Source organism: Algoriphagus sp. PAP.12 (assembly GCF_026652115.1).
Classification (GTDB): Bacteria; Bacteroidota; Bacteroidia; order Cytophagales; family Cyclobacteriaceae; genus Algoriphagus.
The window spans coordinates 105900-122374 of sequence record NZ_JAPPSQ010000009.1 but is presented as its reverse complement, the minus strand read 5'-3'; the positions used below and the strand labels follow the sequence as shown (position 1 = coordinate 122374).

The following is a 16475-nucleotide window of genomic DNA, read 5'->3' as shown; positions in this document are numbered from 1 at the left end:
CCATTGAGGGAATTTTGAACAAACAAAACTCTCAAAGCAATGATCAAGAAATTAACACTTACCCTTTTAATGGGAATGACTGGATTAATTTTCGCCTATTCTCAATCTATTACTGCCAATGAAGCAGCTCTTCCATTAAGTGCTGAGGCAGAAAAAGCTGCTAAAAAAGGAGCATTATATTATGGTGGGACTTTTTGGGATGAAGCCAAAACCCAACTGAATCATTTTTACCTATACCAGGATAAAAAGAATGGGTTAATGTTTTTGGGAGTGACTACCGATGAGGAAGGAGAAGTGGTCTCCTCTGTAGAAGAAAAGTATGATGCCTCCAATTTTTCGCAATTTTCCAATTTACAAGCAGAGCCCATGCTTACAGGAGCCAAGGTACCCGCGAATTTGGCAGGAAAGAAATTCGGACACTTTCAAAAAACTGTTTTGGCCGGAAAACCCAAATTGAACATAGGCACCTTTGAAAACAGATATTACAATGATCTTTGGTCCGGTTTCAAATTCAAAAAGGAGGATCAGATTCAATTGGATGATAAATTCTGGCCTTTTGTCTCCTTTGCGATCAAAAATGAAGGGGTTGATAACCAGAACTATCAAACTAGCCGACAGAATCGGTTGTTGAGGGCACTAGAAGGAGAGACCGAGTATGTCCCCTTGGATGGAAAAGCTTTTATCGCAGGGATGATGGCCACCAGTGACCCCCACTATATTTCCGGGATATATGATATGGCTACCAAGTCCTGGGACAATCAAGTGATGACAGAGATGGAATCAGCCCCTATAGGGATTACTTATGCCCAGACATCCTATGGAGTATTGGCATTGAACTCTCAATCCGCCAAAGATGACAGTAATCTTCGGGCAATTCGCATGGATCATCAAGGGAATATTTTAAATCAGATTCCTCTTCCTTTTGCAGAAGGCCCCAACAAAAGGCCTAGTATTGCAATTAAAATCAAAGAAGCGGCGGGTTCTCAGTTCGTTATTGCTCCCTATTATGGGGATGGGGCGAATAAAAAACCAAGTATTGCCATTTATAAAATTGAGGATGATTTAGTCTTTGCCAAGCAAATTACCAATGCGGAAATAGAGTCCAAGCTGCAAATTCCAGCGGATTCCAAAGTGAAGTTCAAAGATTTGAATGTGGCTTCAGTGGAATCAATTACCGCTATTTCGAACGGAGATTATTTGATCGCCTTCGCCAATCAAAGAACTCCTGTATCCACAGTGATTTTGCAAATTTCTTCTCAAGGAGATCTTAAAACTGCCTATCTCACAGAAGAAATTGAGGGAGATAACAATGAGCCTGTGCGTGTGATAGGAAGAAACCCTATCCATTTGGAAACTGATATTTTTGAGGTAGATGGGGTGGTTTATGCATTGATCAGAAGTGTGCCTGCAGAATTGGAACAAGGGATTCACACTTCCAGAGATGATTTGGGATATTCATTGAAAATCACCACTGTGAGAATCGATGAAGTCATGGCTCAGGGCAAAATTTTTAAGATTGACCCAGATAATCAAAAAATCTCCCCAGGTTATGAGTTTGAGGATATTCTAGTCGGTTCTGTTCCTTATTTAATATCCCCATCAGGAAAGTTGATCTTCAATACCTTAGATGTCAAAAAAGGAACTAGAAAGCAATTGATACTACGCTGAGATGGAATGTTTCTTTTTGCTTTGAGATAGGAATCTCAGCGCATGTGACAGGAGGGCTTAGGTCCTCCTTCTTTCTTGGATTTTCAAGCGAATGGAAAAAAGAAGAATGGAACCCGTTTTCATTCTTCTCTTGGTTTGGGGTGGACTAAAATAGGCCATGCTCAGTAGTGTAATTACAGAAACTTTGATCTTTAATTCATAATAAGGACATTTTAAGATTTTACCTTTCTACAGTAGATTTCTGGTGTTTTAAAAGCTAATTCCACTATGTTTCGCAAAAGTCTCATTCCTTTTTTAGCAGGGATTCCATTTTTTCTTCTTGTTGGAAATCAGATGCTTGCTCAGCAACTAGAAGTGAAGCCTGTTTTTAAAGTCGATTTTAAAGACCCAACTCAAGACAAGCCCCAGTCCAAAATCTGGTTTTCATCAGGAGCCTGGTGGGCGGTTCTACCTGATTCAACAGGACCTAAAGTCTGGAAAAGAAATGAAGGAGAATGGATGGAAGAGAAGGATTTAAATGGGGAATTGTGGGGTCTGCCTGGGAAAGCGGACGTGTATTCTGACGGGGATATTCAATTCATAGTTTTGGTTGGGAATTGCAAACTGAGGTTTCTCAGGCTTAAAACTACTTCGAAGTCCATTCAGGTGGAATTGGTAAGTTCATTGCCCATTCCATCAGATTGCAACCAAATCGAAACAGCAACGATTACCAAAGATGATTCAGGGATACTGTGGATCGCTTCGGATTGGAATGAACAGGTGCTGGTCTGGTCATCTTCTGATCAGGGGAAATTTTGGTCCCAACCAGCTGTGTTAGCAGATTCTATCAGTAAAGATGATATTTCAGTGATTTCACGGATTAAGGGAGGAATATCGGTGGTCTGGTCCAATCAATTGGAGGAGGCAATTTATGAGAGGATTCATAAAAACCATGATTTGGAATGGTCTGACCTGATAACGGTTTCTAAAGGGAATAAAACAGCAGACGATCATTTGAACACTACTTTACTGGAGGATGGAAGGATGATTTTAGTATCGAAAAACAGTGTGGATCAAACCGGTAAGCCGCAGTTTGTATTGAGAATGCGTTCCTTGGAAGGGGAGTGGAAAGACTTTCCCTATGAGGACCTCAGCGAAGATGTTTCACCGACACGTCCGGTTATCACCCATTTACCGAATGGAGTTGTCCTGGAAGCGCATACAAGTGCTTTTACGGATGGATCTGCAGAGATTTCTATCAATGAGATCAAGATTGGTTCAGATCAACCGATAGGAGTTAGTGAAAAAATCAGGTTGAAATCCACCAATGGAGCACATTTAAACAATGTTACGCTCAGTAAACAGGATTTTACCGGAATTCAAAAGGGTCCTTGGTTAATCCTGTTTTCTGATCGCAATGGGAATATTTATGAATTTGATCTTTATCCTTTGATGAAGGAAAAACAAAATAATTAGGAAACCATATTTCCTATTCTGAGTAATAATTCCTGGTCGTAGCAGACATTTACATGAGAATGGCCAAAATTTTCTGCAATAAGAAATTGATTTCCGGATTTCCAGGATGCTTGATTTGATTCCTCTTTTGTAGGTTCGGATAAAGATTCCTTAAATGTATTTACTACGAAAGGAAATTGACTTCCATAATCATACTTTTTGATTAACCTAGCAATGAGAATTTCCTCAAAATAGAATTCATAGCAGGTATGGGGAGTTTGATCCATTTTCTTCACACTTCTTTCTATTGTGAAGCTTGTTTTATCAATTTTGGATTGGACACGGATATTCAATTCGTTGCCAAATTCAGGAATGCAATCAAATGTTATTTCCTGAAGATCCTTTAGCTTCAATTCAGAGTTGAGCTTGGCAATTCCCTGGGCTTTGTAGCTTAAATCCCTAAGCATGGAAAAAGGATTGATACTAATAAATTTTCCCTGATAAGAATAAGTTACGATTCTCCCTTCAATGGTTAACTTTTTGGTTTTGATTCCGGAAACGAATCCGGATATTTTTCTTAAAAAATACATATTGTCTATAGGTATAACTGAAATTATAATTTTCTATAGGTTAAAGTGGGTTACGTTTATTTGTTCTATTATGTAAATATAATGTATAAAGTTAAATGTATTTTATATACAGATTTTATTTTTTGTTAGACTATTGGTGTATGGGGATTGAAATTTTGTTGTAATCCCTGTTTAGTTGTATTATTTTGATAACAGGTGTATTCAAAATAAGGATAAGTGTTGTTTTTATTTTCGTGGAAGAGTTTTTTTTGAGGTTTATAAAATATTTGTTTGAATTTAATTATTTTTTCCATTGAAGTGTTTTGCTTCAAATAAAAGAGGGTATATGGTTGTCTTAATAGCTAATAATAAATTAAGTTAATTATATATATAGGTAACTAAGTGTATAAATGGTAATTGTATTTTTTTATATTAATTTGAATTTTTCATATTGTAGAAATAAATAATGGTCCGCTCTCCTTAATATTAAAATTTTTAAAATATTATTACATTTTGTATTTAATATAGTTTTTTGAAAGTATAAATAGGATTATACCTATAATTTTGGAAAGTTTTTCTAAATAAGTAGTTGGAAATTAGGTTGGGTTTTTACCTAGCATTGAAATTCAACATGCGGATATACCTAGGTCGATACTTTGTAAAAACGAAACGAAAGAGCTTGAATTGCCTTGTCTAAAAAAAACAATAAAAGAAGCGGAGATCAAATATTTTTTATCAGCCCTCCAAAATGTTGTTTATACCTTTTTTCCAGGAGTGAGGATTGGTGAATTCAGCGAGGTCTTAGCGGCGAAATACTGAAATTCCCGGCCCCTTTCTTTCAGTCCTGGTGCTGCGGGTATCAAAGGGCAATTTGAAAATGCGATTGAGGCAAAGACCTATACCAAGAGAATTCAGCCTTGGGTTGATGAGTCAAAAAATAACAAAGGGATGCAAAGGCAACCGTTCCGTCTTCAGCATTTCTAAAATTAATTCTGGAAGAGAATTAAACTGGAATTGAAAATAGTGAAAAAGGGAGATAAACTGGCTCCCTTGTTGGTTTTAGTTGAAAACAAAAGGCTGGGGGGTAAAACACACCAGGAAGATCAGAATGGCCAGCCATCCGATCCATTGTCTTTTTGTATCTAATTTTCTAAATCCAGAAACTTCCGGGTGACGGATTCCCATGACCCTGCCCAACAAAAAACCGAAAAACAGCCAACCTTGGTATCCCTCGATTGTTGGGAATAAGTAGGCAATCAGATACTGAATTGCTCCCATGCAAAGAATAAGAGTTATTCTGGTTTGAAGTGGCAATCCCGACCGTTGATAGCAGATAAATAGAAAACCTAAATACAAGGGTAATCTCAGGACAAGGTCCTCATAGGGCATAAAGGGGCTGATCATCCCTAATCCGGCATAAAATAAAAAGGCAGTATAGACTACAAAAGAAATCTGTCGATGGTGCTTAGGGAATAATCCAAACACAACATGTCCTCCATCTAATTGTCCAATAGGCAAGAGGTTCAATGCTGTAAAAAAGAGGGCAAAATAGCCTGCAAATAGAAAAGGGTAGTGGATGACCTCATCCATGGCTGGTAGTCTTTCTGGATCTGCGAAAATTTCTCCTAATCCCCAAAAAAGAAGATTGTCTCCTAAGGCAAAGTTTAAAACCTCCTCTCCATAGCCTTCGAAATTGGGATCAGCATATTCCGGATGGATTTCATAGATATAATCAGCAGGAGGCAGAGTCGAAAATCCATAAATCAAGACTCCTAAAGCAATTATAAAACCTGCTAGAGGTCCAGCTACACCAATATCAAAGAACTTTTTACGAGAATTGACAAAGCCTTTCATCCGAATCACCGCTCCGAATGTTCCAATAGAAGGGATTCCAATAAATCCAAACCAGGCGGGGATAAAAAAGGGTAGAGAACACTTTACCTTATGGTAAATGGAGGTAAACAAATGTCCCAATTCATGAATCAACAAAATTCCAATAAAAGGAATAGAAAATGACAGCGACTTAATAAAATATTCCCAGGTCAGCGCACTTTCTCCTTCTCCCAAAACAGATTTGCCATAAACCCATTCTCCACCTGCCAGTGTTGTTGCAATTAGGGTGAGGATGAAAAGGGAAGTATGCTTTAGGTACTCTTTACTACTGTACATCCTTGAGATAATCAAATATGATTTCTGGTCCAGTAACCTGGATGGCTTTGATTCCGATTTCATTTGCGGCAGCTACATTTGGAGCCAAATCATCAAAGAATACCACTCTTTCAGGCGAAGTGCCCAAATCGGTCAGCATTTTCTCATAGATCTCAGGCTGGGGTTTGGACAGCCCCATCTCATGGCTTAGAAAGACCCAGTCGAAAACAGGATCGAAATTTTGCAACCCATGATCTCGCCACAAAATGCTGTTGACACCATGAATATGGATCATATTGGTATTGCTCAATACTCCAACCTGATAATGCTCTCTTACACGCTTTACTAGCTCCAGTCTTTCAGCAGGAATTTTTCCCAGAAGTGAGTTCCAAAGGAAGTCAACATGCTCATCTTCCCAATCCTGGCCAAAATAAGCATTCACTTCTTGACGAAAAGTCAAAGAATCTATTTTTCCTTTTTCGTAATTGTGATGAAATTCTGTTTTATAAAAACCCTCCAATAAATGATGGTGGGAGGATGGAAGTTCCTGACGGATAAGGTCTAAGGACCTTTGGTAATCGATGTCAACGATGACATTTCCTAAATCAAATATTAAAAAGTCTGCATCAGGTGTTTTTTTCATTCGAAAGATTGGTTGTGAATATCCTTTCAAATATGTAACATTGCACTCCCAAAACCAAGGTATTTCGAAAATAGGAAGGTTTTTGAAGCGCTTTTGAGGATTTTAAAATGCTATTCAATCTTCATTTTTGGAGATTAAAATTGATAATCTTGGGCCTATAGCTCAGTTGGTTAGAGCTTCTGACTCATAATCAGGAGGTCGCTGGTTCGAGCCCAGCTGGGCCCACATTTAAAAGAGTTGCACGTAAGTGTAACTCTTTTTTTGTTTTAACACGAAAAAAAAAAGGCGCCTTTTCAAGCGCCTTAAATTTTTTGGATTGGAGATCTTATAGATCTCTATAAGCGATAATACCGCCCAATACATTTCTAACCTTTGAGAAACCTTTGCTTTCCAGGAATTTCTTGGCATTTCCGCTTCTTGCTCCACTTCTGCAGTGAACTACAATCTCTTGGTCTTTGTAAGCCTCCAGTTCATCCAACTGATGAGGTAAATTAGCTAATGGGATGTTTTTAGCTCCCAAATTGTCATCGTCATATTCCCATTCTTCTCTTACATCGAGAAAAAAGAATTTTTCATTGTTATCAAGTCTTTCCTTGAGCTCTTTTACGGTGATATCTTCCATGGTGCTATACTATTTTACTAAAATTCTAAATGACTGAGGTCCATACTTTGTTATTAGATTAATAACATAGATTCCTGACTTTTGTCCTATAAAGTTAAGGAATTCTCTTTTGTCCATTGCTTCTCTTTCTAGGAAAATCTCCCTTCCAAAGGAATCGAAAACTCTTAAATCCAAATATTCTCCCTCGACGGTCAGTCTTGTTTCTACAGGATTAGGATAAAACTTGAAATTTGATCCAGTATCTTCACTCTGTTCAAAAGGTGTGGCTATGCTGACATGAGGTCTAATCATCAGGGACCCTAAAACCTCTTCATTTTGGGCCCAAGCCCCAGCTACATTGTAATAAATCTTATCCGCCTGATTATTGGTCTTGTCCAGTCCGACATGGATAAAATCATCCGTAAACTGGGCAAAACCAATGTAAAACTCTCCAATGACCCTCAAGTTGGTGTCTAAAGAGAAATAGAGTAGATCTTCGCCTTCCTCTTTTAGAGGGATGAGTTCTTCTCTAGCAAAGATTGGTTCCTTGCTCAAGTCTTGCCAAACCAGAATATCTATCGGAAGATCAACTTGATTGGGGTTGGTGAAATTAATTGAAATCCCTTTTAAATAAACTTCTTGATCAACTTCATATTTTACAGCCAGGCGACCCGCTTTTTGATTAATTCCAGCTGCATAATCAGCGCTTCCATGATCATATGCAAAATAATCATGGATTGGAATTTGGGTTCTCACCGTATCATTGATTTTAAAATCTACTTGATCGTAGAATGTACTATCTCCAGCAGATACGGTATAGAAGTTTTGGTCACCTGTAGTTAAATAGGTGACTACTTCTAAGTCTGTTTCTCCTTGGATCGATGGGATTTCAGCGACTTCTCTGCTTTCAAAGCTTCTTCTTTCCAAAGCATTTGGAACGGGATTGAAAGGGGTATTAAGGTTAATGAATGTGCTTGTTCCATTGCTTTGATCCAAAACAGCTATGGAATATTCCATGGCTCTAAATCTATTTTCGAGATTGTAGAATTCGTTTTGAATTGTTGAAAAATCACTGGAAGAATAATCTCCAATCAATTCTGCAGGAACAGTTGCATAAGAACCTATTTGAAAAAAGTTGAATTGAGTCAATGCCCGATCTAGGTAATAGGTCGAGGATTCATTTCTTCCGGCATTGAGGAAAACATAATCTACCAACCAAGAATCAAATGGTCCTGAGAGTCTCCCCATATTTACAAATCGAAACTGGAAGGTTGAATGTTGGTATGAAGAGTTTACTTGAATGATTTCTTGGGTAAAAATATCTGGGTCTCTTTCTGCACCACCATTCATTTCCCAAGCCGTTTCCCACACTCCATTCTCATTCAAAAACTGAAGGGTCAACTTGTCATTTTCATCAGGTCTTTCTGCTTTTCCTCCAGCTTGCCAAAAGAAGCTAAGATAAAGACTTGAAGACTCTGTGGCGTTTAAACTTGAAAGATCAAATGGTTTGGAAGTGAGGTAATCTCCAGCTCCTTGATCTCGTATTTGCCGTGAATAAGGAGTACCATCTGAGTCTACTCCATCTAGAAGAATTACTCCAAAAGATGGTGCTGCATTACCAATGGTGGAACTGAATGTCGCTCCCTCAAAGTCCCAAGAAAGGGTGTCCATTCCTTGACTGAAATCATCCCAAAATGGTAGAGTTATCTCATTGTTGATTCTGAATCGTTCAGACTCAATGGAAGTTTCAAGTTTGAATTTATTCTGTGGAATAGGAGCAAATTGAACAAATTGAGCTTTAGCTATCCCCGAAAAAATCAAGAATAGTAGTAATAGTCCATAATTTCGGGTTATTGCTCCCATTTGAATGTTTAAAAATCTCGTTCACCAGAGATCCAAAGATCGACAATTTCTCCGGTTCTTACTTGAAGACCTGCATCTGGAGATTGTCTAAAAACTATTCCTGCTGATACGGTATCGTTTTTAGCGTAAATTTTTTCACCAACTCGAAGTCCAGAACCTAAGATCAAAAATTCAGCATCTATTTCATCTTTTCCAATAAAGTTAGGGACGCTTAGAATTTGATTTCCATCACCATCTCCGACAACTAGATCAATTTTAGACCCTTTAGGTACTTCAAATCCTTCAGAAATACTTACTCCTCGGTATCTTTGTTCCAATACTACATTTATCCCAATATCTGGAACATAAATGATTTCTCCTCTTTCCAATCCCATGTTTGCAAGAGTTTCTTGCACATTTTTTAATTGCAAGTTCACCAGATTTGGCATCTTGATCAAAGGCGCGTTCCTTGCATTCAGAGTCAAGTAAATTTTTCGCCCATTTTTAACTTGCTCCTCTGCAGCTGGAATTTGCTTCAATACAGCCAATGCCTTTTCATCTGTGCTGAAACCTGAATCAAGTGAGACTTCATAATTCAGTCCTGCATTGTCCAGAATGTCAACGCTTTCATCAAAAGTATAGCCGGATAAGTCTGGAACGGAGACTGTCTCACCATGATTGGTATACATGGGAAGGTAGAGTTGCAAGAACAAAAACCCTAGCAAGAAAGAAAGAGCCAGGATTACGATAATATTGATTATTACTTTTTTCAAAGAGTAAGAAAAGCCGCTCATGAATGAAATTTACAATTGCTAAAGATAATCGGGAATTTTAAACCCCACAAAGATTTAGGGGCTAGCATTGGGTGCTGGGCAAAAAACAAGCCGAAGTGCTTTACTTCGGCTCATTTGTTTAGTTTATGATTAATTTTTTTGTTTCGCTAATCGAATTACTTGTGATCCTGACAATATAAAGACCCGGCGGGAAGACTTCTCTACTAAAAGAATATGTCTGGTTTAACGTTTCAGGATATTCTACTTCATGAAGTACTGCACCATTTGCAGAAACTATCTGGATGGTGACATCTTCGTAAGCTGGAAGGTTGAAAGCAATATTGAAGAAATCTGTTGCCGGATTTGGATACAAGATCGCCATGCCATCTCCAGGAATTACCGGGTCAGGATTTGCTGTTAAAAATAACTCAATATTGTCCAAATAGACTGGGGAGTTGCTTCCGTTCGCTACTTCCAAGACAAAGGCAATTCTAACAGAATCGAATTCGGTAGTGGTAATGTTAGTCAAGTCAATGTAATTCCTTTCAAAGTCTTCTACATTATTCGGACTTGGTGAACCAGAATCTACTGTACTAATGGAAGAACCAGCTTCTTCCCAGATGATTAGGTAATTTGCTCCGCCGTCTGGACTAGCCAAAACTTTAAATGATGTGTTACTAGCCATGCTTCCGGCTGCAATATCGAAGAATAATGAAGCCTGAGTTCGATCAGAAAGATCAAACATGGATGATCCGAGCCAGTAACTCAATCCCCCTTCAGGCTCTAAGATCCCCGAAACGTTTTCATTTGCTGAGCCTGTCGCTATGACTTCCCAAGCTGATTGATCTTCTTGGGGATTGACTGTTGCCCAAGGTTCTAATGAAGTGGATTGATTGAAGTTTTGCCTCCAAGGAACCAGAGCAGTTTCATTATTGACTACAACATACCTGGTAAGCTCACTTGTATTCCCACCATTTTGGTCAAAGTTTGGAAGGGAGATCTCGAATTCCAATTTGTTTTTGCCTTCTACTGTAGTGTTATCACCTGTAAGATTCACACTTTGACCAGGGGAAATGGATGATCCACTGGCTAAAAACTGCTGGGCAGTCCCGTTATTAGTTGATTTGGTAAAGACAAACTGAGAAACAGGTAAATTACCTGTGTTGGTGATTGAAAGAATCTCTGTATCTATGTTTTCACTCGCTATTGGGAATGGAGACATCAATTCATCGATCCTGATGTTATAATTGTACCGCTCTTCATCAAGAATTCTGATGTTTTTGAGGAAGATATTATTTCCGTATGAGTTTACAGTGATGAATGCAACTCGTACTTGTCCCAAATCTGCAAAAGCACTCAAATTGACCAATTCAGTTCTGAACTGATCTGATCCATCAGGGATAAATTCGTCTAGGGTAGGGGTGTCTGTTTGAAGAGATGATCCTGATTTGCTATAAGTAGCATTTGCAAAATCAAAAGTATTTCCACAATCAGCAGATATAGCTACAATTAATTCATCTTGGAACCCGGTTTGATTGTAGGGGGCGTGTCCAACGTCAAAAACCACCTGAGCATTTGGATATTGGTTCAAATCAATGATTGGGGAAACGAAATAATCCAACGCGCCGGGAGCCTCGTATTCATAATGTCGAATATACAGTAGGTCTTCTTGAGTACCAGAAATAGTCAAAGTAGTATCAGCCCAAGTCATGGACTCATCCGGATTGATGGTGGACCAAGAGTTTGGAATATTCCCTATATCTAATGTCAGAGGTAAAGAAACTGCTGATTGGAGTACAGGACTAGATGAAGCTAAATTGTTCGCAGAATTCTCATCTGTGTTATTGTTTACCTGGATTACCTCGAATTCGATTTCATTTGATCCAGAGGCCAAGGAAAAGCTTTGAAAATTTAATGTGGCAACTTCGCCAGTTTGCAAGTTCATAGTGAAGTTTCTGCTTTCAACTACAGAGCCATTTCTTCTTAAAGCGACTCTGGCAGAAGTTACATTTAATTTACCTGCATTTTTCACCTCAATAGAAGGCATGATTGCTGGAGAACAAACAAAATCACCGGGTTCATTGATTTTTGTTATTGCTAAGTCTCTATCAACCAATGTTGGATCCTGTGTTGCACGATTATTAATTAGAGTAGTTCTTCTAGGGCTGTTTTCTAAAACAACATTGAACCTTTCCACTTGACCCAGTGTAAATAAATTCATACAAGCATCAGGAGTGTAGTCCATGAAGTTTTGGATCATGTCATTGGATCCACAACTGATTCTAGAAGGATTGGAATTACAAGTGCTATTGGAGCTGTCTTGATCAGGAGTATCTGCCACAAAGTCATCAACGTCACAACCTCCATCTCCCCAAATATGCCTTAATCCAAAATAATGCCCTACTTCATGGGTTGCAGTTCTTCCCAAAGAAGCGGATGTGGCATTTCCTCCTGTTCCAAAAAAACGATAGTCAATTGTTACTCCATCAGTGATTGCAGCGGAAGGGGAGAAGTTCAATCCGGGCAAATCAGATACTGGAAAAGTAGCATATCCTATATAAGGTTGAGTTAAAGGAACTACCCAAATATTTAAATACTCCTCTGGATTCCACTGGGTCAATTGACCAATTGTCACTGCATCAGTATCCAAGTAAGAGGATTTAGGACCTTGGATCCTTACAATCCCGTCAGTTGGAAGCCCGTCGGGGTCCTGCTTTGCTAAAACAAATTCAATATTAGCATCCGCAGCAACTGGAAGGAACTCAGCAGGAGTTTGGCTAGCATCTGCATTTAGCCTTCTGAAATCCTCGTTTAGGATTCTGATTTGGGCTTCAATTTGAGAAAGCGGAATATTACTTCCGGTACCTACAGATTCTCCATTATGAACTACATGAATGACAACCGGGATCAGGCGAACATCTTCCTGAGTTCTTAAATATATTTGAGGATTGCTTCTCCTTTCTTCAATTTTGGTGTCCAACCAGTTTTCAAAAAACTCTTCAGATCCAAAATAACCCATTTCTTTTTCCAGCATTTCATGCAAATGTACCTGAGCACATTTTTCATTGTGAACCTCAGAAGATTTGCTTTCTAGAGTTGAAAATCCTTGGAATGGTGTGATTTTAAAACCTTGGGAATAGCTTCCGCTATATGCAAAAATAGCTCCCAGAAGGAGCATGTTGGCTTTTATAAAAAAGCTGGACCATTTTTTCATTTAGTCTTTTGAATTAGGCTACTGTCAGATTTACGGCCTCAACCTTTGTGATTTCAGGAATTGCTCGTTTAATGGCGTCTTCGACACCTGCCTTAAGAGTCATGGAGGACATAGGGCAGGATCCGCAAGAACCCAACATTTCGATTTTCAATACCATATCGTCAGTTAGCTCAACAATTCGCACATTTCCACCATCGGCTTCCAAATAAGGACGGATCGTGTCTAATGCGAATTCAATTTGCTCTTTTAATTCTGCTTGCATGAGTTTATGCTTTTATTTCTACTATTTCTGTTTTCTTGTCTGATGCATTTCGGATAGCGACTTGTCTCGCGACTGTCTCTGCCAACTCCATATATGCATCTTGGGTCACCCCTTTTTTTAATACTGCCGGATATCCGGTATCTCCACTCTCTCTGATACTCTGCACTATCGGCACTTCGCCTAAGAATGGAACTTGGTATTTCTCAGCTAGTTTTCTTCCTCCTTCTTTACCAAAAAGATAATATTTATTTTCTGGCAATTCCTCTGGTGTAAAGTAAGCCATATTTTCAATAACACCTAAAATAGGCACGTTAATTTGTGGCTGGCGGAACATAGATAAACCTTTATTGGCGTCTGCTAGCGCTACTTTTTGAGGTGTAGTCACAATCACAGCTCCTGTCACTGGGACAGTTTGAACCATAGTTAGGTGAATATCAGAGGTTCCTGGAGGAAGGTCTATCAATAAATAGTCCAATTCTCCCCAATCCACATCAGAAATGAACTGTCTGAGTGCTGAACTTGCCATTGGACCTCTCCAAACCACAGCGGAATCCGTAGGAGTCAGGAAGCCGATTGACATCAATTTGACTCCATATTGTGTGACGGGTATGATTACATTCTTATCACCTTCTTTTTTTACAGCAGGTTGCTCACCTTCCACATTAAACATGGTAGGGACGGATGGTCCAGAGATATCCGCATCAATCAATCCGACTTTTGCTCCCAATTCAGCTAAAGAAACTGCCAAATTCACGGATGTAGTAGATTTTCCAACACCACCTTTTCCTGAAGCAATTGCAATGATGTTTTTAACCTGTGGTAAAACCGGAGTTGCATCTCTAACAGTGGTGACTTGAGAAGTCATATGGATATCCCATTTGATTCCCGAACCAAAATCGCTTTCCAACTCCTCCAAACAATTGTTTTTGATTACTTCTTTCAGTGGACAAGCCGGAGTAGTCAAAACGACTTTAAAACTCACTTGATCACTTGCAATTTGAATATTTTGGATCATTCCCAAACTGACCAAATCCCTTTTTAAATCAGGGTCTTGAACTTTGGAAAGGGACTTTAATATAGCTTCTTTGGTGATTTGCATGGGGGTAATTGAAATTTGGCGCAAGTTAAGGCTTAGAATCGGCTTTTAGAAACCTTCTTCAATTGAGGTCAGATTTTAACCCCATCAAATTCTAAATAGTTCGGTTTTTTGACCTTTAAATTAAGATGTAGCGTTAACTTTGTTTAACTACGATTATGGAATAGGATGTGATTTCTAAACCATTTTCCGGGTTCTTGAGGAGTCAATATGGGAATCAGTAAAATCACTGCAGATAAAGTCAAAGAAAGAATGGACATTGAAGAGGTCATCTCTGACTATGTTCCATTAAAGAAGAAAGGACAGAACCTCTGGGCTTGTTGTCCTTTTCATGGCGAAAAAACGCCTTCTTTTTCAGTTGCTCCCGCCAAGCAGATTTATAAATGTTTTGGTTGCGGGAAAGCAGGGGATCCTATCCAATTTATTATGGATATTGAGGGGATTGGCTTTCAGGAGGCGATCAGGCATTTGGCAGGAAAGTATGGGATTGAAGTAGAAGAGGATGAAACCCGGACACCTGAGCAGGAGCAGGCTCAAAGTGAAAGAGAAAGCCTATTGATTGCGCTGGGTTTCGCTCGAGACTTTTTTGTCAAAAATCTTCAGACTCCTGAAGGTAAATCCATTGGACTAAGTTATTTCAAGGAAAGGGGTTTTGGTCCATCAATCATCGAAAAATTTGATCTGGGCTATGCATTAGATGGATGGGATAATCTATTGAATGCAGCAAAAGAGGCTGGTTTTCAGGAAGATATTCTTTTGAAAGCAGGTCTGGTTCTTCAGAGTGAAAAAGATCCAAGTCGCAAATATGACCGTTTCCGAAATCGGGTCACATTTACAATCCATAACATTAGTGGAAAGCCGATAGGTTTTGGTGCTAGGATCCTGACCAAGGATAAGAGCCAACCCAAATACATCAATTCTCCAGAAACTTCTGTCTACCATAAGAGTGATGTGCTTTATGGGATGTACCAGGCCAAAAAAGCAATCCGAGATAAGGATAATTGCTACTTAGTGGAAGGGTATACCGATGTGGTTTCACTCCATCTATCAGGAATTGAAAATGTTGTTGCATCTTCAGGTACATCCCTGACGGATGGCCAGATCAAACTGATCAAGCGTTTTACCGATCAAGTAACCGTCCTTTATGATGGAGATTCGGCTGGTATTAAAGCTTCATTGCGAGGGATTGATTTATTGCTGGAAGGAGGGTTGAATGTCAAGGCCGTTGTATTCCCAGAAGGAGAGGATCCAGATAGTTATTCCAGAAAAGTCGGATCTCAGGCTTTTCAGGAATACCTAGAAAAGAACAGTAGAGATTTTATCGGTTTCAAAATTGGATTGTATAAGGATGAAATCGAGAAAGATCCTATTCGAAGAGCTGAAGTTATTCGTGAGGTTGTTCAGAGCATTGGAAAAATTCCAGATCCTATTATTCGCTCTGTTTATGCGAAAGAAGCCTCAGGATTACTGGAAATTGAGGAGGAAATACTTCATGCAGAGCTCAATAAAACGCTCTTAAAAGGGCAAAAAGATTCATTTCAAAAACCTCAAGAAGGTCCGGATGAATTCACTCCTTTCGAGGAATTTATGCCAGCTCAGGAAAAGGAAACTTCTTTTTCTGAGATTTTACGTCTCCAAGAGCGAGAAATGATTCGACTTTTGGTGAATTATGGATTTGAAAAATTGGAAGGGCAGGAGTTGCACCTCTGTCAATATTTATTGGATGAGACAGAAGATTTAGAATTTGAAACGCCTGTTTATTCTAAGATTTTGAAAATGTATCGCTACCAATTAGCTCAAAATCTGATACCAAGTACAGATTATTTTCTTTCGGTTCAGGATCAAGAAGTCAAAACAGAAGTAATTGACCTGATTAGTCCAAGGCATGAAGTTTCCACTCATTGGGAGAAGACTCATCAGATCATAATTGGAAAAGAAAATGATGATTTGACATTGACAGGCTATAAATCTATTCTTAGGCTGAAAAGGAAATTCGTCAGAAAGATGATGGAAGAAGCCAAACAGAAAATAAAGAATGCAGAGTCTGAAAAATTGGATGATACGCAAGTGACAGATCTTCAGGAGATTTATTTCACTCTCAAGAAAGTTCAAATAGACATTGATAAGGAACTCGGGATTGTTATTGGATAAAACCAAACTTTCTTTGGTTAACACCTGTTTTAGAATCGAAAGGCCTTAAATTTGCCTTTCCCATTTCATTTAAA

12 protein-coding genes and 1 tRNA gene are annotated in these 16475 nt (G+C 38.8%); 4 read left to right on the top strand and 9 right to left on the bottom strand.

Going from position 1 to position 16475, the window contains the following annotated elements:
* Positions 1 to 39 precede the first annotated feature (39 nt).
* Positions 40 to 1668, top strand: a complete 1629-nt coding sequence (locus O0V13_RS12500) for a hypothetical protein (RefSeq protein WP_268035300.1) — start codon at positions 40 to 42, stop codon at positions 1666 to 1668.
* A 267-nt stretch (positions 1669 to 1935) separates the two neighbouring features.
* Positions 1936 to 3123: a hypothetical protein gene (locus tag O0V13_RS12495; protein ID WP_268035299.1), complete on the top strand. Its 1188-nt coding sequence runs from the start codon at positions 1936 to 1938 to the stop codon at positions 3121 to 3123.
* On the opposite strand, the gene O0V13_RS12490 is transcribed toward O0V13_RS12495, so the two are convergent.
* From O0V13_RS12490 to O0V13_RS12480, 3 genes are all read right to left on the bottom strand, one after another.
* Positions 3120 to 3692: a hypothetical protein gene (locus O0V13_RS12490; protein ID WP_268035298.1), complete on the bottom strand. Its 573-nt coding sequence runs from the start codon at positions 3690 to 3692 to the stop codon at positions 3120 to 3122. The two genes, O0V13_RS12495 and O0V13_RS12490, sit on opposite strands and share 4 nt — an antisense overlap.
* Before the next feature lie 1038 nt (positions 3693 to 4730).
* Positions 4731 to 5840, bottom strand: a complete 1110-nt coding sequence (locus tag O0V13_RS12485) for a site-2 protease family protein (protein WP_268035297.1) — start codon at positions 5838 to 5840, stop codon at positions 4731 to 4733.
* A complete protein-coding gene (locus O0V13_RS12480) occupies positions 5830 to 6462 on the bottom strand; it encodes an HAD family hydrolase (protein ID WP_268035296.1) in 633 nt (210 codons plus the stop codon). Before O0V13_RS12480 ends, O0V13_RS12485 begins: the two co-directional genes overlap by 11 nt.
* 151 nt (positions 6463 to 6613) lie before the next feature.
* Here O0V13_RS12480 and O0V13_RS12475 point away from each other — a divergent pair.
* Positions 6614 to 6687: transfer RNA gene (locus O0V13_RS12475), tRNA-Ile, on the top strand.
* Positions 6688 to 6787: 100 nt separating this feature from the next.
* On the opposite strand, the gene O0V13_RS12470 is transcribed toward O0V13_RS12475, so the two are convergent.
* The 6 genes from O0V13_RS12470 to O0V13_RS12445 form a co-directional block, all read right to left on the bottom strand.
* Complete coding sequence (locus O0V13_RS12470; RefSeq protein WP_268035295.1) at positions 6788 to 7084, bottom strand: rhodanese-like domain-containing protein; 297 nt, start codon at positions 7082 to 7084, stop codon at positions 6788 to 6790.
* Positions 7085 to 7093: 9 nt separating this feature from the next.
* Positions 7094 to 8926, bottom strand: coding sequence for a T9SS type A sorting domain-containing protein (locus O0V13_RS12465; protein WP_268035294.1), 1833 nt, complete (start codon positions 8924 to 8926; stop codon positions 7094 to 7096).
* Positions 8927 to 8934: 8 nt separating this feature from the next.
* On the bottom strand, positions 8935 to 9699 hold the full coding sequence (locus tag O0V13_RS12460) for a PASTA domain-containing protein (protein ID WP_268035293.1): 765 nt from the start codon (positions 9697 to 9699) through the stop codon (positions 8935 to 8937).
* 118 nt (positions 9700 to 9817) lie between these two features.
* The gene (locus O0V13_RS12455) at positions 9818 to 12892 is read right to left on the bottom strand and encodes a M43 family zinc metalloprotease (protein WP_268035292.1); all 3075 of its coding nucleotides are present in this window, start codon (positions 12890 to 12892) and stop codon (positions 9818 to 9820) included.
* Positions 12893 to 12905: 13 nt separating this feature from the next.
* A complete protein-coding gene (locus O0V13_RS12450; protein ID WP_268035291.1) occupies positions 12906 to 13154 on the bottom strand; it encodes a NifU family protein in 249 nt (82 codons plus the stop codon).
* Positions 13155 to 13158: 4 nt separating this feature from the next.
* Complete coding sequence (locus O0V13_RS12445) at positions 13159 to 14253, bottom strand: Mrp/NBP35 family ATP-binding protein (protein ID WP_268035290.1); 1095 nt, start codon at positions 14251 to 14253, stop codon at positions 13159 to 13161.
* 207 nt (positions 14254 to 14460) lie between these two features.
* Here O0V13_RS12445 and dnaG point away from each other — a divergent pair, with 207 nt between their 5' ends.
* Positions 14461 to 16401, top strand: coding sequence for a DNA primase (dnaG, locus tag O0V13_RS12440; protein ID WP_268035289.1), 1941 nt, complete (start codon positions 14461 to 14463; stop codon positions 16399 to 16401).
* The last annotated feature ends 74 nt before the right edge of the window (positions 16402 to 16475 follow it).